General features: G+C 72.5%; 20 protein-coding genes. 11 read left to right on the forward strand and 9 right to left on the reverse strand.

Translation table 11 applies throughout. From position 1 onward, the window contains the following. Nucleotides 1-9 precede the first annotated feature (9 nt). From ACLBYE_RS05770 to ACLBYE_RS05800, 7 genes are read right to left on the reverse strand one after another with little or no spacing between them, the layout of a single operon-like run. Nucleotides 10-1,026 (reverse strand): ABC transporter permease, encoded by a 1,017-nt coding sequence (locus ACLBYE_RS05770; RefSeq protein WP_020091976.1) that lies wholly within the window; start codon nucleotides 1,024-1,026, stop codon nucleotides 10-12. After that, nucleotides 1,023-2,990: an ABC transporter substrate-binding protein gene (locus tag ACLBYE_RS05775; RefSeq protein ID WP_447693412.1), complete on the reverse strand. Its 1,968-nt coding sequence runs from the start codon at nucleotides 2,988-2,990 to the stop codon at nucleotides 1,023-1,025. The genes ACLBYE_RS05770 and ACLBYE_RS05775 overlap by 4 nt, the downstream gene beginning before the upstream one ends. Further along, the gene (locus ACLBYE_RS05780) at nucleotides 2,987-3,853 is read right to left on the reverse strand and encodes a hypothetical protein (RefSeq protein WP_447693413.1); all 867 of its coding nucleotides are present in this window, start codon (nucleotides 3,851-3,853) and stop codon (nucleotides 2,987-2,989) included. Before ACLBYE_RS05780 ends, ACLBYE_RS05775 begins: the two co-directional genes overlap by 4 nt. Further along, a complete protein-coding gene (locus ACLBYE_RS05785; RefSeq protein WP_447693414.1) occupies nucleotides 3,853-5,694 on the reverse strand; it encodes an ABC transporter ATP-binding protein in 1,842 nt (613 codons plus the stop codon). The genes ACLBYE_RS05780 and ACLBYE_RS05785 overlap by 1 nt, the downstream gene beginning before the upstream one ends. Then, a complete protein-coding gene (locus ACLBYE_RS05790; protein WP_447693415.1) occupies nucleotides 5,691-7,643 on the reverse strand; it encodes a glycosyltransferase in 1,953 nt (650 codons plus the stop codon). Before ACLBYE_RS05790 ends, ACLBYE_RS05785 begins: the two co-directional genes overlap by 4 nt. Beyond that, entirely contained in the window at nucleotides 7,631-8,911 is a 1,281-nt protein-coding gene (locus ACLBYE_RS05795) for a glycosyltransferase family 4 protein (protein ID WP_447693416.1), read from the reverse strand. The genes ACLBYE_RS05790 and ACLBYE_RS05795 overlap by 13 nt, the downstream gene beginning before the upstream one ends. After that, nucleotides 8,908-10,158: a glycosyltransferase family protein gene (locus ACLBYE_RS05800; protein ID WP_447693417.1), complete on the reverse strand. Its 1,251-nt coding sequence runs from the start codon at nucleotides 10,156-10,158 to the stop codon at nucleotides 8,908-8,910. Before ACLBYE_RS05800 ends, ACLBYE_RS05795 begins: the two co-directional genes overlap by 4 nt. Before the next feature lie 148 nt (nucleotides 10,159-10,306). Between ACLBYE_RS05800 and ACLBYE_RS05805 the strand changes: the two genes are divergently transcribed. Next, nucleotides 10,307-11,635: a glycosyltransferase family 87 protein gene (locus tag ACLBYE_RS05805; RefSeq protein ID WP_447693418.1), complete on the forward strand. Its 1,329-nt coding sequence runs from the start codon at nucleotides 10,307-10,309 to the stop codon at nucleotides 11,633-11,635. Here ACLBYE_RS05805 and ACLBYE_RS05810 read toward each other — a convergent pair. Continuing rightward, on the reverse strand, nucleotides 11,595-12,455 hold the full coding sequence (locus tag ACLBYE_RS05810) for a carotenoid 1,2-hydratase (protein WP_447693419.1): 861 nt from the start codon (nucleotides 12,453-12,455) through the stop codon (nucleotides 11,595-11,597). The genes ACLBYE_RS05805 and ACLBYE_RS05810 overlap by 41 nt on opposite strands. Further along, nucleotides 12,452-13,987 (reverse strand): 1-hydroxycarotenoid 3,4-desaturase CrtD, encoded by a 1,536-nt coding sequence (crtD, locus tag ACLBYE_RS05815; RefSeq protein ID WP_447693431.1) that lies wholly within the window; start codon nucleotides 13,985-13,987, stop codon nucleotides 12,452-12,454. The genes ACLBYE_RS05810 and crtD overlap by 4 nt, the downstream gene beginning before the upstream one ends. A gap of 106 nt (nucleotides 13,988-14,093) precedes the next feature. Here crtD and ACLBYE_RS05820 point away from each other — a divergent pair, with 106 nt between their 5' ends. From ACLBYE_RS05820 to pufL, 10 genes are all read left to right on the forward strand, one after another. Further along, on the forward strand, nucleotides 14,094-14,963 hold the full coding sequence (locus ACLBYE_RS05820) for a polyprenyl synthetase family protein (RefSeq protein WP_447693420.1): 870 nt from the start codon (nucleotides 14,094-14,096) through the stop codon (nucleotides 14,961-14,963). Nucleotides 14,964-14,992: 29 nt separating this feature from the next. Then, nucleotides 14,993-16,120 (forward strand): methyltransferase, encoded by a 1,128-nt coding sequence (locus tag ACLBYE_RS05825; RefSeq protein WP_447693421.1) that lies wholly within the window; start codon nucleotides 14,993-14,995, stop codon nucleotides 16,118-16,120. 94 nt (nucleotides 16,121-16,214) lie between these two features. Continuing rightward, nucleotides 16,215-17,153, forward strand: a complete 939-nt coding sequence (bchC, locus tag ACLBYE_RS05830; protein WP_447693422.1) for a chlorophyll synthesis pathway protein BchC — start codon at nucleotides 16,215-16,217, stop codon at nucleotides 17,151-17,153. After that, nucleotides 17,150-18,154, forward strand: a complete 1,005-nt coding sequence (locus ACLBYE_RS05835) for a chlorophyllide a reductase iron protein subunit X (protein ID WP_447693423.1) — start codon at nucleotides 17,150-17,152, stop codon at nucleotides 18,152-18,154. Before bchC ends, ACLBYE_RS05835 begins: the two co-directional genes overlap by 4 nt. 5 nt (nucleotides 18,155-18,159) lie before the next feature. After that, nucleotides 18,160-19,689 carry a chlorophyllide a reductase subunit Y gene (gene bchY, locus ACLBYE_RS05840; protein WP_447693424.1) on the forward strand — a complete coding sequence of 510 codons (1,530 nt, stop codon included), beginning with the start codon at nucleotides 18,160-18,162 and terminating at the stop codon, nucleotides 19,687-19,689. Further along, entirely contained in the window at nucleotides 19,689-21,155 is a 1,467-nt protein-coding gene (bchZ, locus tag ACLBYE_RS05845) for a chlorophyllide a reductase subunit Z (protein WP_447693425.1), read from the forward strand. Before bchY ends, bchZ begins: the two co-directional genes overlap by 1 nt. A 35-nt stretch (nucleotides 21,156-21,190) precedes the next feature. Next, a complete protein-coding gene (locus ACLBYE_RS05850) occupies nucleotides 21,191-21,412 on the forward strand; it encodes a hypothetical protein (RefSeq protein ID WP_026604760.1) in 222 nt (73 codons plus the stop codon). 127 nt (nucleotides 21,413-21,539) lie between these two features. After that, on the forward strand, nucleotides 21,540-21,776 hold the full coding sequence (pufB, locus tag ACLBYE_RS05855) for a light-harvesting antenna LH1, beta subunit (protein WP_043349888.1): 237 nt from the start codon (nucleotides 21,540-21,542) through the stop codon (nucleotides 21,774-21,776). 10 nt (nucleotides 21,777-21,786) lie between these two features. Beyond that, nucleotides 21,787-21,978, forward strand: coding sequence for a light-harvesting antenna LH1, alpha subunit (gene pufA / locus ACLBYE_RS05860; RefSeq protein ID WP_447693426.1), 192 nt, complete (start codon nucleotides 21,787-21,789; stop codon nucleotides 21,976-21,978). A gap of 80 nt (nucleotides 21,979-22,058) precedes the next feature. Further along, nucleotides 22,059-22,883 carry a photosynthetic reaction center subunit L gene (pufL, locus tag ACLBYE_RS05865; RefSeq protein ID WP_020091994.1) on the forward strand — a complete coding sequence of 275 codons (825 nt, stop codon included), beginning with the start codon at nucleotides 22,059-22,061 and terminating at the stop codon, nucleotides 22,881-22,883. The last annotated feature ends 74 nt before the right edge of the window (nucleotides 22,884-22,957 follow it).

Consider the following 22,957-nt stretch of genomic DNA (forward strand, 5'->3'; position numbering starts at 1 on the left):
CGGGGCGAGTCATCGCAGGCCCATGCGGATGCGCGGATCGAGCCAGACCAGGATCAGGTCCGAGATCAGCATGCCGACGAGGGTGAGGGCCGCGACGAACATCAGGATGAACCCGGCCATGAACTGGTCCTGGCTGCGCAGGGCCTCGAGGAGCAGCGGCCCGACGGTCGGCAGGCTGAGCACCAGGGAGACCAGCACCGACCCCGAGACGAGGTGCGGGAGCAGGTTGCCGATATCCGCGACGAACGGGTTGAGCGACATCCGGAACGGGTATTTCAGCAGCGCCTGCAGGGGCGGCAGGCCTTTGGCGCGGGCGGTCACCGTGTAGGGCTTGGCCAGCTCGTCGAGCAGGTTGGCGCGCATGCGCCGGATCATGGCCGCGGTGCCGCCGAGGCCGATCACCAGCGTCGGCACGATCAGGTGCGCCATGAGCGAGCGGACCTTCTCCCAGGTCCAGGGCTGGTTGGTGAGGGCCGAATCGTAGAGGCCGCCGATCGACAGCCCGAACCACCGGTTGGCGTAGAACAGCAGGATCAGGGCGAGCAGGAAGCCCGGCACCGCGAGGCCGACATAGCCCAGCAGGGTGACGACGGCGTCGCCGAGCGTGTTCCGGTGCGTCGCGGAGTAGATCGCCGCCGGGATCGCCACGAGGTGGACGAACACCACCGCCGTGAGGTTGATCAGCAGGGTCAGCCACAGGGCGTCGCCGACGACGTCCGCCACCGGCTTGTCGTACTCGAACGACCAGCCCCAGTCGCCCTGGAGCAGCCCGGAGAACCCGACCGATCCGGGCAGCACGCCGATCCACATCAGGTACTGCTGCCAGACCGGCCGATCGAGCCCGTACTGCTTGATGAGCAGCTCGGCCTTCGCCACGGAGCTCGCGTCGCCGGTGGCCCGCAGCTCCATGATCCGGTTGGTCAGGTAGTCGCCCGGCGGCAGCTTGATGATCACGAAGACGAGCGCCGAGATGACCAGCAGCGTCACCGCCATCGTGACGACGCGGCGAAGGATCTGGACGATCACCGGGCCTCCGCGCGCTTGTCGGCGCCGGTTTCGGTGCCCTTGTCCCAGAACAGCTCGTCGAGGCGCTGCACGCCGATCATCGCGGTGGGCTCCCAGGAATAGAGGGCGCGCTTCGGGAGGTTGATCAGGCGATCGGCGCCGACCACCGGCTGGAGCGCGCCCGCCACCGTGCCGATCACCCAGGTGTTGTGCGCGTGGTTCATCAGCATCTCGCGCCAGATCGCGGCCTGCCGGCCGGCATCGTCGGTGTGGCGCCACTCCCGGTCGAGCTCGATGAGGCGCTGGACCTCCGGAACGTCGCAGGGCTCGCCGCTCTTGCCGCGGCTCTCCACGTTCATGCTCCACAGCGGCCAGGAATAATGCTCCGGCTGGGCCGGACTCAGCTCGGTCGGGGGCATGATCGCGGTCGGGACGGCGAGGTCGAGACCCTGGGCGGCGACCATGACGGTCACGCCCGCGATCGAGCGCCGGTGCAGGTTCGTGCGCTCCTGCGGCTTGGTGATCAGGCGGATTCCGACCTCGCGCCAGAACTCCGTGATGAGCAGCAGCGCGTCGAGGACCATCTCCGCCTCGCCGTCGCTCTCGACCACCAGCTCCAGGGCCCGACCGCCCGGAAGCAGCCGCGTGCCGGAACCGTCGCGGGCCGTCAGCCCGATCTCGTCCAGAAGCTTGGCGGCCCGGGCCGGGTCGTAGGCGGCGTTGAGGGTCCGCATCTCGGGCTCGAACAGCGCGCTCTCCGGCACGATCGTGTCGTTGCCCTCGGTGCCCAGGCCGAACAGGAGAGTGTTGTTCAGGGTGCGCCGATCGATGGCGAGCGACAGGGCGTGCCGGTAACGCACGTCGCGGTTGAGCTGCCGCCACGCCGGATCCGTCGTGGTGAGGTTCGGGTAGAGCGCGATCTCCGAGCCGCGGGCCACGGGCCACAGGTTGGTACGGTAGCGATGCGCGGCCTCACCCTCCTTGAGGCTCGGGATATCGGGCATCATCAGCCCGCGGAACATCAGGTCGGCCTCGCCGGCATTGGTCTTGGCGACCAGGAGGCCCTGCGAGGCCACGTCCATCACGATGGAATCCACGTAGGGGAGCTGCGTGCCGGCCGTGTCGACCCGGTGGTAGCTGCGGTTGCGCTCGAACCGGAACCGGGTGGCCGGCGAGCGGGTCCGCGGGACCCAGCCCTGAAGGGTCGGGCAGTCCGGGTTGTTGAGCTCGTAATTGTCGTCGAGGCGATTGTGCAGGGCCGCCCAGCTGCGGAGCTTGAGCGCCTTGGCCTTCGCGTCGGCTGCCTCCTTGCCGATGTAGCGGGCGTGATACGGCTTGAGATAGTGCGATGGCCGGTAGATCAGCGGGTCGCGCGGCGCCGCCAGGGCCGGCAGGAACATCGGGTTCGGCCGGTCCCAGCTGTAGCGGACGGTGACCGGATCGAGGAACTCCACCTCCGGGAGCTTGCCGTCGACCCGGAAGAAGGCCGCCGGCCCGTCGGGGCTCAGGGCCTTCTCGTTGGCGACATCCTCCCAGTAGTAGCGGAAATCTTCCGCGGTGAACGGGTGCCCGTCCGACCAGCGGTGGCCTTGGCGGAGCGTGAAGGTGAAGCGGCCGCCCTCGACATCGACGCGCTCCAGCACGTCGGGCCGCAGGTTGAGGTCGGAATCGTAGCCGACGAGGCGGGTGTAGCCGTAGACCGACAGGTAGCGGACGTCCCGTGCCTTGGCGATCAGGGTCCGGATCGTGCCGCCCGCGCTGCCGAGGCGGCGTCCGTGGGCGGCGAGGTCGGCCACGTAGGGAGTGGTCGGCGGGCCGGGCGCGTCGGCCGGCGGGGTATCAGCGAAGGCCCGCGACGGCGCGCGCGACCAGATCAGGCCCGCGCCGAGCCCGGCGAGCAGGGCGCGGCGGGACACGGTGCTGTCGTTCCCGCTCCCCAGCGAGAGAGCGGACGGGGTGCCGTCCCGGATGTCCCAGGCCTTCATGAGCTGCCCCGCAACGTCACGGAGGTGAGCCGGGCGGGCGAGTAGCCGGTCGCCCTGTGCAGGTCGTCGAAGGCGTGGGACCGGGCGATCAGCCCGGCGGCCTGCCGCACCAGGGCGTCGTCGGCCGGCTGCTCGAAATGGCGGCCGTTCCGCGTCCAGCGGATCGGCTCCGGGCTGCGCTCGGGCCCGGTGATCATCGCGATGGTCGGGTGCGCGGGGCCGCCATGGGCGTGGATCCGGTGCCCGGCCGCGTCGTCGTCGAACAGCAGCCGGGTCAGACCGCGCGCCCGCGCCTCCACGACCCGCCGCCCCTGCGCGACGTGGTCGTCGAAGAACGCCACCGTCCGCGCCGGGTCGAGCATGGACCAGTCGGCGGTCGACCAATCCGCCGTGCTGTAGTGGGCCTGCCGGTCGCGGTACTGTAGGCCCGACAGGTCCGGATCGTGGCAGAAGATCTGCGCCTGCGGGCGGGCCTGCCGGATCACCCAGGTCGTGAGTCCGCGGAAGACGCCCGATTCGATCACAAAGTCGGGTTTCAGCGCCCGCATAGCGACGTAGAGCTGCAGCGCGCCGTTGAAGCCGCTGCCGCCGCGCCGCTGCCGGACGGGGGCCGTGGGTATCAGCGCCCAGAACGCCCGGACCTGTTCGATCACGTCGCCGTCGGGGACGAGGCCCGCGGCGGCGAGATCGCGTTCCAGGATGGCGGCGGCCGATTCGAGCAAGGTGGCGACTTCGCGCGGCGAGGTCGGTCGGTGAGTCCAGTCGGGGGCGGCCGGGACGAGGTCGTAGCCCAGGCGGTCGAAGAACGGCGACAGCACCTTGCGGCGCAGGCGCTCCAGCATCACGGGCGGCCGGGCCTGCATCACGCGGCCTCCGCACTGTGGGCGGCGCCGAAGCGAACCCGGTGGCCGTCCTCGACCGGGCGCATCGCCCCGGCCTCGTCGGCGGCCAGGCGGAACGGCTCCTCCCAGCGGGTCGGGTCGTTGCGGTCGGAGGCGACGGCCGCGAAGTCGAGGGGATGGTCCAGGCTCGGATCGGGCACGGCGGCGAGCAGGGCCCGCGTGTAGGGATGGACGGGCCGGCGGAACAGGGCGGCGCGGGGCGCCTCCTCGACGATGCGGCCCCGGCACATCACGCTGATCGTGTCCGCCATGTAGTCGATCACTGCCAGATTGTGGGAAACGATGAGGTAGGAGAGGCCCAGGGCGGCCTGGAGATCCTTGAGCAGGTTCAGGATCTGCGCCTGGACCGAGACGTCGAGGGCCGAGACCGGCTCGTCGAGCACCAGCAGCCGCGGCTTCGGGGCGAGCGCCCGGGCGATCCCGATGCGCTGCCGCTGCCCGCCCGAGAAGGCGTGCGGGTACCGGCCCAGACCGCTGGGCTCCAGGCCGACCATGGCCATCAGGGCGCGGCAGCGCTCCCGCCGCTCCGCCGCCGGGACGCCGTGGATCTCCATCGGCTCCGACAGGATCTGCCGGACGGTCATGCGCGGATCGAGGGACGCGTAGGGGTCCTGGAACACGAACTGGACCGTGCGGCGGTAGGCGAAGAGGGCGTCGCCGCTGAGGCCGTGGACGTTGCGCGGGCCGCTGCCGTCGTCGAACAGGATCCGCCCGGAATCCGGCCGGAGCGCCCGCATGATCATCTTCGAGACCGTGGTCTTGCCCGACCCGGACTCGCCGACGAGCCCCAGCGTCTGGCCCGCCGCCAAACTCAAGGAGACGTCGGACACGGCGTGGACGATCCGCGGCTTCTGCCAAAGCCGACCGGCGCGCAGCGTGAAGCTCTTGCTCACCCCCTCCACCTGCAGGATCGGCCCGGCCAGGGGCGCGGGCGCCTGGCCGGGCGGGATCTCGGTCTTGGCCGGGCGGATCGGCGTGAGCCGCTCGCCGGGCGCCATGTTGAAGCGCGGCACCGCGTGGAGGAGCGCGCGGAGATAGGCGTGGCCCGGCGCGCGCATCACCGTGTCGCGCGGGCCCGCCTCGACGAGGCGTCCGCGGTAGAGGACGGCGACGTCGTGGGCGATGTTGGCGACCACGCCGAGGTCGTGGGTGATCAGCAGGATCGCCATCCCGGTCTCCTCCTGGAGCCGGGCCAGCAGGGCGAGGATCTGGGCCTGGGTGGTGACGTCGAGCGCGGTGGTCGGCTCGTCGGCGACGAGGAGGGCGGGTTTCAGGATCAGCGCCATGGCGATCATGGCGCGCTGGCGCAGGCCGCCGGACAGCTCGAACGGGTAGGTCCGCAGGGCGCGGTGCGGGTCTGGGAAGCCGACCCGGGCCAGCGCCCCCTCGGTCCGGGCATCGGCCTCCTTGCGGTCGGCCCCGGTGTGGATGCGCAGCGCCTCGCCGATCTGGTCGCCCACCGTGTGGAGCGGTGACAGGCAGGTCATGGGCTCCTGGAAGATCATGGCGATGCGCTGGCCACGGATCGCCCGCATCGCCTCGCCCTCGGAGGGGAGCCGCGCGATGTCGGCCTCGACCTCGCCGTCCCGGAACAGGATCTGACCGCGGGTGATGGCGGCGGAGGGCGGCAGGATCCGCAGGATCGCCTGGGCGGTCACTGATTTGCCCGAACCGGACTCGCCGACCAGGGCGAGGGTGCGGCCGCGGTGAACGTTGAGGGACAGGCCGTGCAGCGCCTCGAACGGACCGCTCTCCGTGCGGAACGCGACCGCGAGGTCGCGGATGGACAATAGCGGGCTCAACCCGTCCTCGCGATCTGTGAGACCTGAGACTTAGATGCCGCCGGCCCCTTGTCCATCGCGGACGCGCCGAAGTGCGCCCGAACATTCACGACCTGTATCGCCGGGTGCCGCAGGAGGTTGGCCACCAGCGCGCCGACGAAGTCCCAGACGGCCTCGTCGTGGACGCGGTGGTGCGTCAGAAGGCCGAGCGGCCGCTCCGGCGCGCCCGCGATGTCGGCGGCGAGGCCGCGCAGCAGGGCTTCCGGATCGCGCAGGGACCGGCTGCCCCGCCAGTCGATCGGGTCGAGGGTGGCATCGAGCCGGCGCAAACCCGGGATCGACGGGCCGGGCACGGCCGAGAGGCCGCGATAGCCGAGATCCGGCAGGGCGGCGGCGAGTTCCGGCGCGACGCGGTTCCACGGCGGCACGAAGACAGGCAGCAGCGAGCCTTCCGGCAGACGCTGCCGGGCGATCCGGAGGCCGGCAGCGGCGTCGGCGACCAGGGTGTCGAGCGGGCGGTGCGCGCCGAACTCGGCCCGCTTCTCGCCCGGCGGGGCGTGATTGTGGTGGGCGAGGCCGTGGACGGCGACGGATACACCGGCAGCCGCTTCGAGCCGCCGCGGCAGCGAGGCGTCGATGACGGCCGGGATCGCGGCGAGGAGCAGCGGGACGCCGTGGTGCTCGGCGAGACCGATGAGGCGGTCGAGGTCCGGACCGCCCGCGACCGCGTCGTCGTCGCGCCAGAACAGCGGCACGCGCAGGCCCCGCGCCGCGACGGCGTCGAGAGCACGGCGGAGAGCGTCGAGGGCCGGCTCGACCGGCTTAGCCCGGACGGGGCGCGATCGCTCGCCCCCGCGGAGGGATTCGATTAGCGCGACCGTGCGCGCTGCGCCGTCCCGATCGATCCCGGGATCGCCGGGCGCGGGGAGGACGCCCCGCGCCGCGATGGCCTGCACCAGGGTCCCGGGCGTCAGCTCCGATTCCGGCAGCACCCGGGCGAGTCCCCGGGCGGCGAGGCGCTCGGCGCGCAGGCGCTGCTCGGTCTCTCCGCCGGCCTCGAAGGGCACGAGGACAGCGGGTGTGCCGGTGGCGAGGAGATCGACGGCCGTGTTGTAGCCGCACTGGCTGACCGACAGGGCGGCGCCGGCCAGGAGCGCGCGATAGTCCGGCTGGGCGCGACCGAGGATGCCGGGCGCGAGACCGTGACCGATCTCTGACAGCTCGGCCTCGGGGACGCCGTGGCCGGCCAGGATCCGCCAGCCAAGATCCGGCCGGAGCCGGGCGGCGCCTGCGGCCGCGCGCAGCAGGACCAGCCCGGCCGGTCCGGATCCGGCGGCGACCACCACGCCGGAGCGGCGCGAGGCCGGCGCGGGCACGGTCCCCTCGTCCACGTAGCCGGTGTAGCGGACCTTCGCGGCTGTCGCCGCGTCGAGGGGCCACGAGGCCTCGAGGGGGATCAGGGTCGGATCGCCGTGCACCAGCACGGCGTCGTAGAGGTCCGCCACACGCGCGTGCGCCTGGGCGATCCGCTCCGGCTTGGTCGAGGCCACGAGGACGTCGCGCACGGAGGCGAGGACGAGCGGGCGCGGCCGCCGGGCGCGGGCCGCGTCCACCAGGGCGAGGAACTCGGCCGCCAGGGCGCGCCGGCCGAACGGGAACAGCTCGGTGATCACCGCGTCCGGCTCGAAGGCCGCCAGGGTGTCGACCATCAGGGCCCGGCGGCGTTCGAGGAGCGCCGGCCCGGCCGGGCGTCCGTCGGGGTCCAGCAGCGTTGAGAAGTCTGTGCCGGCGATCCGGAGCGGCGGCAGCTGCACGCGGCGCAGCCCGTCCTGTCGGACCATCGGTGCCGGGACGCCGCCCGAGACCAGCATCGTCTCGTGGCCGGCCGCCGCGAAGGCGCGGGCGATGGCGGCCGCGCGGGTGAGGTGCCCCGCGCCGAGCAGATGCGTGACCGCGATCAGGACGCGCACGCGGACAACTCCGATTCGCGGGCGACCGCGCCCTGCGGCAGACCCGCGGACGCGCGCAGCCGGCCGGCGATCAGCGCGATCGCCGCTTCCTCGGAAAAGTCCTGCACGAGCCGGGCCAGGGCCTCTGCACCGAGCCGCTGACGGAGGCCCGGATCGCCCGCGAGACGGACCAGGGCCTCGGCCAGCGCCGCCGGCTCGCCGGGCGGCGTCAGGACGCCGTGGACACCGTCGGTGATGAATTCCGGCGTGCCGGCGAAGGCGGTCGCCAGGATCGGGAGCGCCTGGCTCGCGGCCTCCATCAGCACGTTCGGCAGGCCATCGCGATCGCCGCCGGGGGCGGGCTTCGTCGGCAGGACGAAGAGGTCCGCCGCGCGCATGGCCTCGATCACCGCGGGCTGCGCCAGGGCGCCGCGGAAGCGGACCCGCTCCGCCAGGCCGCAGGCAGCGACCCGGGCCTCCAGGGCTTCGCGCCGCTCGCCGCTGCCGATCAGGTCGAGCCGCCAGTGCAGGTGCGCGGGCAGGGCGGCGAGGGCGTCGATGAGGTCGTCGTGCCCCTTCTTGGCGACGAGCCGGCCGACACAGAGGAGCCGGAGGGGGCGGTCCGGGTCCGTCCCGTCGCGCGGCTCGCGCGGCGGCGGCGCGTCGGGGAACCGGGCGAGATCGAGCCCGTGATAGGCGAGCAGCGTCCGGCCCGGAGCGAGGCTGTCGAGCCGGGCGAGGCCGTCACGGGTGCAGGTCACGCCCCATTCGGCGTCGCGCAGCTTCTCGGCCAGTTCCCAGTCGGGCGTGGTCCAGATGTCCTTGGCGTGCGCCGAGAAGCTCCACCGGCGCCCGGTCAGGAGCGCGGCGTAGCGGGCGACGCTGGCCGGCGTGTGCAGGAAGTGCACGTGGATATGGGCGACCTCGGCCGGCAATTCCCGGGCGAGGACCAGGGCCTGCCCGAGGCGCCGCAGCCGCGACGCCGTCGGATCGCGCCGGAGATCGCGGGCGAACAGCGCCAGGAGCGCGGGCAGGTTCGGCCGCCGGAGCGCGGCGCCGAGGCCTCGGAGCACCCGCAGCGGCGCGTCGCGCAGGTACTCGGGCAGGTAGGCGGCCTCCGCGCGGATCTGCGCGTGCATCGGATGGCGGGCCCGATCGGTCGGGCGCCGGAGGGACCAGATCTCGAGAGCCAGTCCGCACCGTTCCAGCGCCAGCAACTCCTGCGCGATGAAGGTCTCGGAGAGCCGCGGATAGCCCTTCAGCACCACGGCGACCCGTTTGGCGCTCACGAATAGGCCTGCAGGTACGGCCGGGCCGCGACGTCCGCGCCGCCGCGGGCGGTCAGCGCCCGGACGCGGCGCGCGACCGCGTCGAGGCCGTCCAGGAGACCCGGCACCAGAACCCGCGACGGCGGGTCCTGTCCCGGCAGGTCGCGGAGCGCCGCCGCCATGCGCCCGGGCGCCCAGCCTTCCGCCTCCATCAGCACCCGCGCGAGGCCGAGCCGCTCGGCCGCCAGCGCCCGGATCGCCTGTTCCCGCCGCGGCTCGGTCCGGGGCACGAGGATCGCCCGGCGGTCGAAGGACAGGATCTCGCAGAACGTGTTGTAGCCCCCCATGGCGACGACGCCGGCGGCCTTGCGCATCAGGAACTCGATCTCGCTGTCGAAGGTGATGGCCGCGATCCGGTCACCGAGGCGGCGGATGCGCGCCATGAACCCGTCGCGGATGCCGGCGTCGAGGAAGGGACCGAAGGCGATGAGCGCGGGGAGGGGGATCGCGGGATCGGCCTCGTAGGCGGCGATCACCCAGTCGATCAGGGCGGCCCCGTCGCCGCCGCCGCCCGGCGTCACCAGGATGAAGGGGCCGCTCGCGACCGGGGGCTCCTCGCGGCCGGCGCGGCGCTCCGGGAGGTCGCGGCGGAGATAACCGGTGTAGATCAGGCGCCCGTCGATGCGGGCGGCCATCTCGGGCTCCATCGGCAGCGCCGCCAGGGGCTCGTGGATCCGGCTCAGCCCGTACACCCAGATCTCGTCGTAGAAGCGCGCCATCGTCTCGGCAGCGCCCTTGCGCTCCCATTCGGGGACGAGGCGGTCGGCGTCGTCGAGGACGTCGCGCAGGCCCAGAACGAGGCGGATGTCGCGGTCCGCGGCCTTCTCCAGCACCGGCAGCAATTCGCCGTGGAAGCCGGCCGGTTCCTTGTCGACGATGATCAGGTCGGGTCGAAAGGCGTCGCAGGCCTGGGCGATGATCGCGGAACGCTGCGCGACGGTGCGCGCCAGCGGGGTCGCGCCGTCGAGGCTGGCGTAGCCGCCGTCGGCGAACTTGGTCACCGGCGGCAGCCTGACCGTCCGGACGCCCGCCGCGAAGGCGAAGCGGTCGACGACGGGCGAGCCCGAGACGATCATCGCCCGTGCGCCGCGGTTGCACGCCACGATCGCGTTGGCGATCGCCCGCGAGCGGCGCAGATGACCGAGCCCGAAGGTATCGTGGCTGTAGATCAGGACGCGCGGGGCCGGAGACGCCTCGTCCAGTCGCATCGATGTGATCGCCCCGGTTTGACGGCGCGAGGATCGCAGCCGCCGCCCTCTTGCACAAGCCGGGCCGGGCCGCAAACACCCCTGTTAACGGGCCCGGAACCGCGCGTGCCTAGGCTGCCGCGGAATCCGGACGCGGAAATCCTCCGTCATGCCAGCGCCCATCGAGACCCGCGTGCCGGGCTCACCGACCGCACGCGCCGCCGCGCTCCGGTCAGATCTCGTGGATCTTCTGAGCAGCGATGCCCGCCTGTTCGCCCTCAGTAGGCGGGCGGCCTGGGTGCTGGTGCCGCTCGGCCTCGCCATGGTCCTCCTGGTCTATGGGACCGGCCCGGACCCGCGGCGCAACTGGTACGGCGACCCCCTCGGCAACGACTTCGTCCAGGTCTGGGTGGCGGGCCGCTCGGCGCTGGAGGGGCGGGGAGCAGACCCCTACGACCTGCCGGTGCATCTGGCGAACCTGAAGGCGGCCTGCGGGCAGGCGTGCCGGTTCGCCTGGCACTATCCCCCGGTGTTCCTCCTGCCGGCAGCCGCGATGGCACTGCTGGATCTGCAGCCAGCCTACCTGCTCTGGACCGCGCTCTCCCTCGCCTTGTTCGCGCTCGCGATGCGGGTCGCGGCCGGCCGGCGGGACGCGGCCCTCGTCGCGCTCGCGCACCCACTCGTGCTCTGCAACCTCGTCTACGGCCAGAACGGCCTGTTCACCGCGTCGCTGCTCACCCTCGGCGCGGTGCTCGTCGATCGCCGCCCGTGGCTCGCCGGGCTCTGCTTCGGCCTGCTGGCCTACAAGCCGCACTTCGCGGCCCTGGCCCCTCTGCTCCTGCTCGTGACGGGACGGCACGCATGCCTGGCCGCCTGCGCGTCGACGGTGCTGGCCCTCTGCCTCGCGTCGCTGGCGCTGTTCGGGACGGCGCCCTGGACCGGCTTCCTCGGCACGCTCGGGGACACGAACCGGATCATCCTGCAGAACGCGGCGGCGAGCCTCAACCTCAACGCCAGCGCGTTCGGCGCGGTGCGCCTGCTCGGCGGCTCGATGGCCGCCGCCTGGACGGCGCAGGGTCTCGTCGCCGTCCTGGCGCTCGGCCTCGCCTTACGCGCCTGGTCCCGGCCCACGGACCCGACGCTGCGCGCGGCCGCGCTCCTCGTCTCCGCGCCGCTGCTGTCACCGTACCTCCCGGTCTACGACCTGGCGCCTCTCGTGCCGGCCGTGCTCCTCCTGGCGCTCGCCGCGCACCGCGCGGGCGGCCTGCGGGCGCGCGAGCGGGCCCTGCTCTGCGCGGTGCCGCTCTTCGCGGTCGTCCGGGAGGCGGCCGCGCTGACCGGCTTCCCCCTCGGCCTCGTGCTGAGCGTCGCGACCTTCGCCTGCATCGCGGCGCGCATCGTGCCGCGGAGCGTCACCCTGGACCGACGGCGATCCGGGACGGTCGGCGCCGGGGCCCTCACGGAGCCAGCGGCCGCGGGATCCGGAAGGGCAGCATGAGTCGGACCATCGGGTTGCGGAACCGGTCGAGCGACAGGCTCTCGTGCATGGCCCGGACCGGCTCGCCGCCCAGCGTCGAGGCGAGCAGCGAGCGGGCGTAGAACGGCGTGTCCTCGTAGGTCGCGAGCACCCGAGACCGGCCGCCGTCGCTGCGGGTCTCGCGCGGCATCCGCCAGAAGCGCGTCGCCGGGAGCGCCGCGCCGGGCGGCGGCCGGATCTCGCGGCGGCTGCCGTCCGCGGAGAACCGGAGCGACAGGTTCTGGCCGCCGCCGTCGCGGTGATGGACATCGTAGAGGATCGCCGCGCCGTCCGGCAGGTCGGCCCGGCACCATGTCCACCGCGAGAAGGCGGCCTCCAGGGGTTCGTCGCCGTCGTTGGTGTCGAAGTAGCCGCTCCCGCTCCAGCGGAGGTCCGGCTGGTCGAAATCCACCTCGACCCGCGAGGACGGCGACATCGGCCACCAGCGGTGGCGCCCGGCCCGGTCGAGATGGAACGGGCCGCCCGTGAATCCGCGCGGCTCGAGACGCACGGTGCCGCGGATCCTCCGGGGCAGGGGCGCGCCGCGCTCGTCGATCCGCACCGTCAGCGCCGTGCCGTCCCAGTGCATGGCGCTGGGTCCGACGGCGATGTGGTCGGCGCTGCGCGACAGGCTGGTTGCGCGGCGCTCGGTCATGGCGAAGCGGCTGCGGTCGCCGTAGAGCACCACGTTCATGGCGCAGTGGGCGAAGGGGTCCTTCTCGGCGCTCCAGGCGTAGTAGGGCGAGAACACGCTGCCGATGAAGGCGATGATCGTGAGGCCCTGGCGGCCGTCGTCGCTCACCGCATCGACGTACCACCACGCGTAGCCGCCCCGCGCGACCGCGCCATCGAATCGCGGTCGTCCAGGATCGCTGCCGCTGCCAGCCGCCCCGACTGCGCCGCCATCGGCACGCCCGGGCCGGGATGGATCGAGCCCCCCGCGAGATAGAGGCCCGGCACCGCCGTCCGCGCGCCCGCGCGCTTGAAGGTCGTCGCCCATCCCTGCGCCGCCCGACCGTAGAGGGCTCCGCCCGTCCCGGGGAAGAGGGCGTCGAAGTCCCGCGGCGTCGTCGTGACCGCCGACGACGTGAAGTCCAGGGTGAGCCCGCAGGCCTCCAGCCGGCGGATCAGGTTCCTCTCGCATCTCTCGATCTCCGGCGGCTGAAGGGGGCGATCCCGGCCATCCGCCGGAGCGTTGACGAGCAGGAGCAGGCGTTCCGGTCCCCGCGGCGCGGCGCCCGCCGCGTCCCGGTCCTGGGCACAGACGTAGACGGTCGGGTCGTCGGGCAGGCGGCGGGCGCGCAGGAGCGCGTCGAACTCGGCCCGGTAGTCGCGCGAGAAGAACACCGTGTGGTGCGCCAGCGGGAAACCCGCCGGCACCGCCTCCGCGCAGAGCGTGACCGCGGAGAGCGAGCGCTCGCCGGGCGCGAGCCGCTCGCCGGCGGCGGCCGCATCGGGCCCGAGCAACCCCGCCCCCAGGGCCGCGCAGTCCGCGTTGCAGACGACGTAGTCGGCGGCCACGGTCGTGCCGTCGCTCAGGCGCACGCCGGTGACGCGGCCGCCGTCCGCGAGGATTTGCGCGACCTCCGCGCCGTACCGGAAGGTCGCGCCGCGCTCCGCCGCCAGATCGGCCACCGCCCGCGCGAGGCCGCTGAGCCCTCCCGCGACGGTCCAGACGCCGGCCTGCTCCACGTGGGCGACGAGCATCAGCGTCGCCGGTGCCATGAAGGGCGAGGCGCCGCAATAGGTGGCGTAGCGGCCGAACAGCTGGAGCAGCCGCGGGTCGCGGAAGTACGCCCCCAGCGCCGACCAGAGCGTCGTGAAGGGCTGGATTCGCCAGAGATCGCCGAGGCCCGAGAGCCCGACCCGCTGCGCGAGGCCGGCGGGACCCGTCCGGCCCTCGCGGATGAAGGGCCCTTCGAGGGTGCGGTAGACCTCGGCCGAGCGGGCGCAGAAGCGCCGGTAGCCGTCCGCCTCGCGCGGTCCCGCGAAGGCCGCGATCGCGTCCGCCGACGCGGCGATATCGGCGAAGAGGTCGAGACGCTCGTCCCGGCTCCAGGCGTGACGGGCGAGGAGCCTTGCCGGTGACAGGGCGACCCGGTCGCCGAGATCCGCCCCGCAGTCGGCGAACAGCTCCTCGAGAACCCAGCGCATCGTGAAGACGGTCGGACCGGCCTCGACGGCGCGGTCCCCGACCGGGACGGCGCGCATCTTCCCGCCGGGCTGCGGCGCGCGCTCGAGGATTGTCGTCTCGAAGCCGGCATGGGCGAGCCGCAGGGCGGCGGCGAGGCCACCGATCCCGGCACCGATCACGACGACGCGCTCCTGCGCCACGGCCGCTCCGAACTCCCCCACCACGGGATTGATCTCCCCTCCGCAAAGTGTCAATAAGAAATGACACCTGTTGCTGACAACCGCATACAACACGGGAGGCAACGATATGGAGTCCGGTCGGCGGATCGAGATGGCGCTGGATCGCGCCGTTGCGCACGCGGAGGCGCCCGGCGCCCCGCCCCTTCTGGCGGAGGCTCTCCGCTACGCGGTGTTTCCCGGCGGCCATCGGATCCGGCCGCGCCTCTGCCTCTCGGTGGCCCGCGCCTGCGGCGACGACGACCCGGCGGGGTCCGTGGCGGCCGCCGCCGCTATCGAGTTCCTGCACTGCGCCTCACTGGTCCACGACGACCTGCCGTGCTTCGACGACGCGCCGATGCGGCGGCAGAAGCCCTCCGTCCACGTCGCCTTCGGCGAGCCGATCGCCGTCCTGACCGGCGACGCTCTGATCGTCCTCGCCTTCGAGACCCTCGCGCGGTCCGTCGGGCCTCATCCGGCGCGCCTCGGGCGCCTCGTCGGACTCCTCGGCCGCGCCGCGGGGTCGCCGTCCGGCATCGCGGCCGGGCAGGCCTGGGAATCGGAGGCGCATATCAGCCTCAGCGACTATCAGCAGGCGAAGACGGGCGCCCTGTTCGCCGCCGCCACCGTGGCGGGTGCCGCGGCGGCGGGCGCGGATCCGGAACCCTGGCGCCGCCTCGGTGAGTGCCTCGGCGAGGCCTATCAGGTCGCCGACGACCTGCGCGACGTCGCCTGCCGGCAGGAGGAGATCGGCAAGCCCGCCGGGCGCGACGCGACGCTGGGCCGCCCCAACGCCGCCGCCCTGCTGGGGACCGGCGGCGCGATGGAGCGCCTGTCCCGGCTGACCCGCGAGGCGATCGCGGCGATCCCGCCCTGTCCGGGCGTGGCCACGCTCACCGCCGAGATCGAGGCGCAGGCGCGGCTGTTCCTGCCCGCGAGCCTGCGCGCGGTGGCGGTCTGAGCGCCGGATCGCTCCCCGGAACCGGCACGGTGCCGCCCGTTCCGCCCGCGTGGGCGGACAGGTGGCTCGCGTGGCGCAACCGCCTCGTCGCCAGCCCCCGGTTCCAGCGCTGGGCGGCGGGTTTTCCGCTGACGCGCCGCATCGCGCAGCGCAACACGCGCGCGCTGTTCGACCTCTGTGCCGGCTTCGTCTACGCGCAGGTCCTGACCGCCTGCATCCGCCTGGACCTGTTCGCGATCCTCGCGGAGGGCCCGCAGACGGTCGACGCGCTGGCGCAGCGGCTCGACCTCACGCCCGACGCGGCACGACGCCTGCTGCGCGCCGCCGAGTCCCTCGGTCTGCTGCGCGCCCTGACGGATGACCGATTCGGGCTCGCCGACTTGGGCGCGGCCCTCGTCGGCAATCCCGGCATCGCCGCCATGATCGAGCATCACGGGCTGCTCTACGCGGATCTCGCGGATCCGGTCGCCCTGCTGCGCGGACAGGCCCAGCCGACCCGCCTCGCGGGCTACTGGCCCTACGCGGCCGGGGCGGCGGGCGACGCGGGCACGGTGGCTCCCTACAGCAGCCTGATGGGTGCCTCGCAGGCGCTGATCGCCGAGGATGTGCTCGACGCCTGCGACCTGTCGCGCGTCCGGCACCTCATGGATGTCGGCGGCGGCGAGGGCGCTTTCCTGCAGGCCGTGGCGGCGCGGCACGCTGCCCCCCACCTGACCCTGTTCGACCTGCCCGCCGTCGCCGACCGCGCCCGAGCCCGCCTCGACCAAGCCGGCCTCGGCGACAGGGTCGCCTGCCGCGGCGGCGACTTCCACGGCGGGCTGCCCGCGGGCGCCGACACGATCTCCCTGGTGCGGATCGTCCACGATCACGACGACGCGGCGGCCCAGGCACTGCTGCGGGCGGCCTACGCGGCGCTGCCGCCGGGCGGCTCGCTGCTCATCGCGGAGCCGATGGCCGGGACGCCCGGCGCGGAGCCGGTCGGCGACGCCTATTTCGGCTTCTACCTCCTGGCGATGGGCTCCGGCCGGCCGCGCCGGGCCGAAGAGCTGCGCGCGATGCTCGCGGCCGCAGGTTTCACCGCCACGCACGAGCATCCGACACGTCGCCCCCTGCTCGCGCGGGTGCTCAGAGCCCAAAAAACAGGCCCAGCAAAGTAAGTGTGACTTGACGCTGACCTGTGTCTATCTAGGATGACACATAGCGGCTTCACACCAGAGAGAGTCGCAACGCAAAGGGTGGACACTTCCAGCCATGGACGCACTGGCCGTCATTCTGGAAAACCCGGAGCACCTCTCGGTTCAGCGCCTGGCCCTGACGCCGCCCACTGACGCGGATGCGGTCGTGGCGGTGTCCTGGAGCGGGATCAGCACCGGCACCGAGCGCCTGCTCTGGTCGGGGCGGATGCCGCCGTTCCCGGGCATGGGCTACCCCCTGGTGCCGGGCTACGAGTCCGTCGGGACGGTCGTGGAGGCGGATGCCGGCGCTTCGGTCCGGGTCGGCCAGACCGTCTACGTCCCGGGGGCCCGCTGCTTCGGCGCCGTTCGCGGCCTGTTCGGAGGCGCCGCGTCCCATCTGGTCGCACCGGCCGCCCGCCTCGTGCCGGTGGACGAGGCCCTCGGCGAGCAGGCCTGCCTTCTGGCCCTCGCGGCGACCGCCCATCGCGCCCTCGGGCGCCTCGCCCCCGGCGCGGCTCCGCTCATTGTCGGGCACGGCGTCCTCGGCCGGCTGCTCGCGCGGCTGACCCTGGCTGCGGGCGCCGCGCCCACCGTCTGGGAGACGGACCCCGTGCGCGCAGCCGGCGAGCACGGATACACCGTCGTCCCGCCCGACGCGGATCCCCGGCGCGACTACGCGACGATCACGGATGTCAGCGGCAACGCCGCCGGCCTCGACGACCTGATCGCCCGGCTCGCTCCGGGGGGCGAGATCGTCCTCGCCGGGTTCTACGAGGCGCCCCTCAGCTTCGCCTTCCCGCCCGCCTTCATGCGCGAGGCCCGGATCCGGATCTCGGCCGAGTTCAGGCCCGAGGACACGGTGGCGGTGCCGCGGATGATCGAGAGCGGCCGGCTCTCCCTCGACGGTCTGATTACCCACCGTGCCCCGGCGGCACAGGCCCAGGACGCCTACCGCACCGCGTTCGCGGATCCGGGCTGCCTGAAGATGATCCTCGACTGGAGGGACGCCGCGTGAACGTTCAGCTCAACAAGGCTGCCCTGTCCCAGGCGACTCAGCTCCGCGCCGAGGCCGCGATCGAGCCCGATGCCGTGTCCACCGCACCGGCGAAGAAAGAGACGCAGATCATCGCGATCTACGGCAAGGGCGGCATCGGCAAGTCGTTCACCCTCGCCAATCTCAGCTACATGATGGCCCAGCAGGGCAAGAAGGTCCTGCTGATCGGCTGCGACCCGAAGAGCGACACCACCTCGCTCCTCTTCGGCGGCAAGGCCTGCCCGACCATCATCGAGACGTCGACCAGGAAGAAGCTCGCGGGCGAGTCGGTCGCGATCGGCGACGTCTGCTTCAAGCGCGACGGCGTCTACGCCATGGAGCTCGGCGGTCCCGAGGTCGGGCGCGGCTGCGGCGGCCGCGGCATCATCCACGGCTTCGAGCTTCTGGAGAAGCTCGGCTTCCACGAGTGGGGCTTCGACTTCGTCCTCCTCGACTTCCTCGGCGACGTGGTCTGCGGCGGCTTCGGCCTGCCGATCGCCCGGGACATGTGCCAGAAGGTCATCGTCGTCGGCTCGAACGACCTGCAGTCGCTCTACGTCGCCAACAACGTCTGCTCGGCGGTGGAGTATTTCCGCAAGCTCGGGGGCAATGTCGGCGTCGGCGGCCTCGTGATCAACAAGGACGACGGCACCGGCGAGGCCCAGGCCTTCGCCGAGACCGCCGGCATCCCGGTCCTGGCCTCGATCCCGGCCGACGAGGACATCCGCCGCAAGAGCGCGAACTACGAGATCATCGGCAAGCCGGAGGGGCGCTGGGGTACCCTGTTCGCGGAGCTCGCCGCCAATGTCGCCGAGGCCGCGCCGCACCGCCCGACGCCGCTCTCGCAGGACGGGCTGCTCGGCCTGTTCTCCAGCGAGACCACCGGCCGCGACGTCGTGCTGGTTCCGGCGACCCACGAGGACATGTGCGGCGTCGCCCACGTGTCCAAGCCGTCCCTCGAAGTCGTGTACGACGAGGTCTGACGCGCATGGCCGTCTCCCTCGACATCGCCGATCTGCGGGCCCGCAAGGCGCCGGCCAACGTCGACCTCGCCGCGGCGCAGAGCGACGGCCTGGGCTGCCACGCCGGCAAAGACGCGATGGTGGCGGCCGCGGAAGCCGCCGGCATGTCGGAGACCCTGGCGCAGCTCCGCAGCGACTACCCGCAGGGACCGCACGACCAGCCGCAGAGCATGTGCCCCGCCTTCGGCTCGCTGCGGGTCGGCCTGCGCATGCGCCGCACCGCCACGATCCTGTCGGGCTCGGCCTGCTGCGTCTACGGCCTGACCTTCACGTCGCACTTCTACGGGGCGCGGCGCAGCGTCGGCTACGTGCCGTTCAACTCCGAGACGCTCGTCACCGGCAAGCTGTTCGAGGACATCCGCGAGGCGGTCCACGCCACCGCGAAGCCGGAGGACTACGACGCCGTCGTCGTCATCAATCTCTGCGTCCCGACCGCCTCCGGCGTGCCGTTGCGCCTGCTGCCGAAGGCGATCGACGGCGTCCGGGTGATCGGCATCGACGTTCCGGGCTTCGGCGTGCCGACCCATGCCGAGGCCAAGGACGTGCTCGCCGGCGCCATGCTCAAGGTCGCCCGCGCGGAGGCCGAGCAGGGGCCCGTCGCCACCCCCCGCGGTGGCCGTTCCGAGCGCCCGAGCGTCGCGCTGCTGGGCGAGGTCTTCCCGGCCGACCCGGTGGTGATCGGATCGCTCCTGGAGCCGCTGGGGCTGGCGGCCGGCCCGGTCGTGCCGACCCGGGAATGGCGCGAGCTCTACGCGGCCCTCGACTGCGCGGCGGTGGCGGCGATTCACCCGTTCTACACGGCCTCGATCCGCGAGTTCGAGGCGGCGGGCCGCCCGATCGTCGGCTCGGCCCCCGTGGGCGTCGACGGGACCGCCGACTGGCTCGACCGGATCGGCGAGGCCTGCGGCGTACCCCGCGCCACCGTCGAGGCCGCCAAGAACCGCATCCTGCCCGGCATCCGCGGCGCGCTCGGCGCGATGCCGATCAAGGGGCGGATCACGCTCTCGGGCTACGAGGGATCGGAGCTGCTCGTGGCGCGCCTCCTCGTCGAGAGCGGCGCCGAGGTCCCCTATGTCGGCACCGCCTGCCCGCGCACGCCCTGGTCGGAGGCGGATCGCGACTGGCTCGAGTCTCGCGGAACGGAGGTCCGCTACCGGGCCTCCCTCGAGGATGATCTGTTCGCCTTCGAAGCGCTAAAGCCCGACCTCGCCATCGGCACGACGCCGGTCGTGCAGCGGGCCAAGGAGCGCGGCACGCCGGCCCTCTACTTCACCAACCTGATCTCGGCGCGCCCGCTGATGGGCGCGGCCGGCGCCGGCTCGCTCGCCACGGTGATCAACGCCGCCCTCGGCAACAGGGCGCGGTTCGACGCCATGCGCAACTTCTTCGAGGGCGTCGGCACCGGCCACGCCGCGGGCGTCTGGCAGGAGGTGCCGCAGAAGCGACAGGGACCGAAGATCGAGGGCCCCAAGAAGCCGATCGGGGAGATGGCCTGATGCTCATCCTCGATCACGACAGGGCCGGCGGCTACTGGGGCGCGGTCTACGTCTTCACGGCGATCAAGGGCCTGCAGGTCGTCATCGACGGCCCCGTGGGCTGCGAGAACCTGCCGGTCACCTCGGTGCTGCACTACACCGACGCGCTGCCGCCGCACGAGCTGCCGATCGTGGTCACCGGGCTCGCCGAGGAGGAACTCGGCCGGCACGGCACCGAGGGCGCCATGAAGCGCGCCCACGCGACCCTCGATCCGGGCCAGCCCAGCGTCGTGGTCACCGGCTCGATCGCCGAGATGATCGGCGGTGGCGTGACCCCGGAGGGCACGGGGCTCCAGCGCTTCCTGCCGCGCACGATCGACGAGGACCAGTGGCAGGCCGCCGACCGGGCGATGCGCTGGCTCTGGCAGGAGTACGGGGCGAAGAAGTTCGCCAAGAAGGGCATCCCGGCCCGGCCGGAGAAGAAGCCCGGCGAGAAGCCGCGGGTGAACCTCATCGGCCCGGCCTACGGCACCTTCAACATGCCGTCCGACCTCGCGGAGATCCGGCGGCTGGTCGAGGGGATCGGCGCCGAGGTGAATCTGACCTTCCCGCTCGGCGCGCACCTCGCCGACGTGCCGAAGCTGGTCAACGCCGACGCCAACATCTGCCTCTACCGGGAGTTCGGGCGGCTGCTTTGCGAGGATCTGGAGCGCCCGTACCTGCAGGCGCCGATCGGCATCCTGTCCACGACCAAATTCCTGCGCTCGCTCGGCGAGATCCTGGGCCTCGATCCCGAGCCGTTCATCGAGCGGGAGCGGCACACGACCATCAAGCCGGTGTGGGATCTCTGGCGCTCGGTGACGCAGGACTTCTTCGGGACCGCGAGCTTCGGCATCGTCGCGACCGAGACCTACGCGCGCGGCGTGCGCCACTTCCTCGAAGACGAGATGGGCCTGCCCTGCCACTTCGCCTTCGGGCGCTCGGCCGGTCTGAAGCCCGACAACGCGGCCGTCCGCGCCGCCGTCGCGGCCAAGCCGCCGCTGGTGCTGTTCGGCTCGTTCAACGAGCGGATGTACCTCGCGGAGACCGGAGCCCGAGCGACCTACGTGCCGGCCTCGTTCCCCGGCGCGATCATCCGGCGGCACACCGGCACACCGTTCATGGGCTACGCCGGGGCGACCTACCTGGTCCAGGAGGTCTGCAACGCCCTGTTCGACACCCTCTTCCACATCCTGCCGCTCGCCCGCGACATGGACAAGGTCGAGGCCACTCCCACGCGGCGCCACGCCGAGCTGCCGTGGGACGAGGCCGCCCGGCAGGCACTCGACGCCCTGGTCGAGGCCCAGCCGGTGCTCGCCCGGATCTCCGCGGCCAAGCGCCTGCGCGACGCCGCCGAGCGGGCTGCCCGGGACACCGAGGCCGCCGCCGTAGCGCCCGCCCACGTGGCGCGGGCCCGGGCCGCCCTCGCGGGAGGAGTGCCCGCGTGAGCCGCCTTTCCGTTTCACCCAGAGGAGACCTGACGATGCGAACGATGGTCCCGACCGGCCGCCAGCACCAGGAAGCGTTTCAGTTCCGGCTGATCCTGGCGGCGACCTACCCGTTCTTCCTCGCCGCCGCGGCGCTGAACCGGTTCCGGCCCAGCCGCGAGACGGCCCGCCCGGGCCTGGCACCGGCGCGCCGCTCGGTCTTCGGCGAGGCCCGCGCCATGGCGGTTCAGGCGATCCCCTTCGCCTTCATGGGCTGAGACGCCCCTGAGCGAGACGCTTCCGTCCGGTCACGCGGGGGAAGTCGGGCCGTGACAGCCGAAAGGCATCGCGGCTGAACCCGTCGCGCCTCGCCAGAGGCGCGGCCAACACACGGAGGTCTGAACGATGGCGAGTGGACCCGTCACTACAGAAAGACCGAGCAGCCTGTCCGGGCTGACGGAACCGGAAGCCAAGGAGTTCCACGCGATCTTCCTGACGAGCTTCCTCATCTTCACGGCGATCGCCGTGGTCGCCCACATCCTCGTCTGGCTGTGGCGTCCGTGGCTCCCCGGACCGCAGGGCTACGCCTCTCTCGACGGCGTTCGCGATGCGGCCCACGCCCTCGTCACGATGATCGGCTGAGGAGGATCGGATGCACAAGGTTTGGTTGCTCTTCGATCCGCGGCGCACGCTGGTGGCTCTGTTCACCTTCCTCTTTATCCTGGCGCTGCTGATCCACTTCATCCTGCTCTCGACCGACCGGTTCAACTGGCTGGACGGCCCGAGAAACAACAAGGCGGCCCAGAACACCATCACGCTCACGCTGCCGCAGATGCCGGCCTGACCGCCGGTCCGGACCGCGGCGCGCAAGGGCCGCGGTCCACCAACTTTCCTCTTCTCCGGCCTGACTGAGGAGCAGCCGCCATGGCGATGCTGAGCTTCGAGCGCAAATACAGGGTTCGCGGCGGCACCTTGCTCGGAGGCGACCTGTTCGACTTCTGGGTCGGGCCGTTCTTCGTCGGTTTCTTCGGCGTCGTCGGCATGTTCTTCACGGTGCTGGGTACCGCGCTCGTCATCTACGGCGCCGCGATCGGACCGACCTGGAACATCTGGCAGATCAACATCGCGCCGCCCGATGTCAGCTACGGCCTGAGGCTCGCGCCGCTGAAGGATGGCGGTCTCTGGCAGATCATCACCATGTGCGCGCTCGGCTCGTTCGTCTCCTGGGCGCTGCGCGAGGTCGAGATCTGCCGCAAGCTCGGGATCGGCTACCACGTCCCCGCGGCCTTCGGGATGGCGATCTTCGCCTACTTCACCCTCGTGGTGATCCGGCCGCTGCTGATGGGCGCCTGGGGCTACGGCTTCCCGTACGGCATCCTCAGCCACCTCGATTGGGTGTCCAACACCGGATACCAGTATCTCCACTTCCACTATAACCCGGCGCACATGCTGGCCGTGACATTCTTCTTCACGACGACGCTGGCCCTGGCGATGCACGGCGGCCTGATCCTGTCGGCGACCAACCCGAAGAAGGGCGAGACCGTCAAGACGCCCGAGCACGAGGACACCTTCTTCCGCGACACGATCGGCTACTCGATCGGCACGCTCGGCATCCACCGCCTCGGCCTGTTCCTGGCCCTCTCTGCGGGGTTCTGGAGCGCGGTCTGCATCGTCATCAGCGGGCCGTTCTGGACGCAGGGCTGGCCGCAATGGTGGGGCTGGTGGCTCAACCTGCCGGTCTGGCGGTGACGGATCGGACGCGATCGGAACGAGGGGACTAACGCGGGTCGCCGCCGCCCAGCGCGCGGCACTCCGGGGGAGGG

The organism is Methylobacterium sp. A52T, assembly GCF_053346095.1.

Coding starts and splice junctions, on each gene's coding strand:
- ACLBYE_RS05775 (WP_447693412.1), bottom strand. CDS start 2,990: ATGAAGGCCTGGGACATCCGGGACGGCACCCCGTCCGCTCTCTCGCTG.
- ACLBYE_RS05780 (WP_447693413.1), bottom strand. CDS start 3,853: ATGCAGGCCCGGCCGCCCGTGATGCTGGAGCGCCTGCGCCGCAAGGTG.
- ACLBYE_RS05800 (WP_447693417.1), bottom strand. CDS start 10,158: ATGCGACTGGACGAGGCGTCTCCGGCCCCGCGCGTCCTGATCTACAGC.
- ACLBYE_RS05805 (WP_447693418.1), top strand. CDS start 10,307: ATGCCAGCGCCCATCGAGACCCGCGTGCCGGGCTCACCGACCGCACGC.
- ACLBYE_RS05820 (WP_447693420.1), top strand. CDS start 14,094: ATGGAGTCCGGTCGGCGGATCGAGATGGCGCTGGATCGCGCCGTTGCG.
- bchC (WP_447693422.1), top strand. CDS start 16,215: ATGGACGCACTGGCCGTCATTCTGGAAAACCCGGAGCACCTCTCGGTT.
- bchY (WP_447693424.1), top strand. CDS start 18,160: ATGGCCGTCTCCCTCGACATCGCCGATCTGCGGGCCCGCAAGGCGCCG.
- bchZ (WP_447693425.1), top strand. CDS start 19,689: ATGCTCATCCTCGATCACGACAGGGCCGGCGGCTACTGGGGCGCGGTC.
- ACLBYE_RS05850 (WP_026604760.1), top strand. CDS start 21,191: ATGCGAACGATGGTCCCGACCGGCCGCCAGCACCAGGAAGCGTTTCAG.
- pufB (WP_043349888.1), top strand. CDS start 21,540: ATGGCGAGTGGACCCGTCACTACAGAAAGACCGAGCAGCCTGTCCGGG.
- pufA (WP_447693426.1), top strand. CDS start 21,787: ATGCACAAGGTTTGGTTGCTCTTCGATCCGCGGCGCACGCTGGTGGCT.
- pufL (WP_020091994.1), top strand. CDS start 22,059: ATGGCGATGCTGAGCTTCGAGCGCAAATACAGGGTTCGCGGCGGCACC.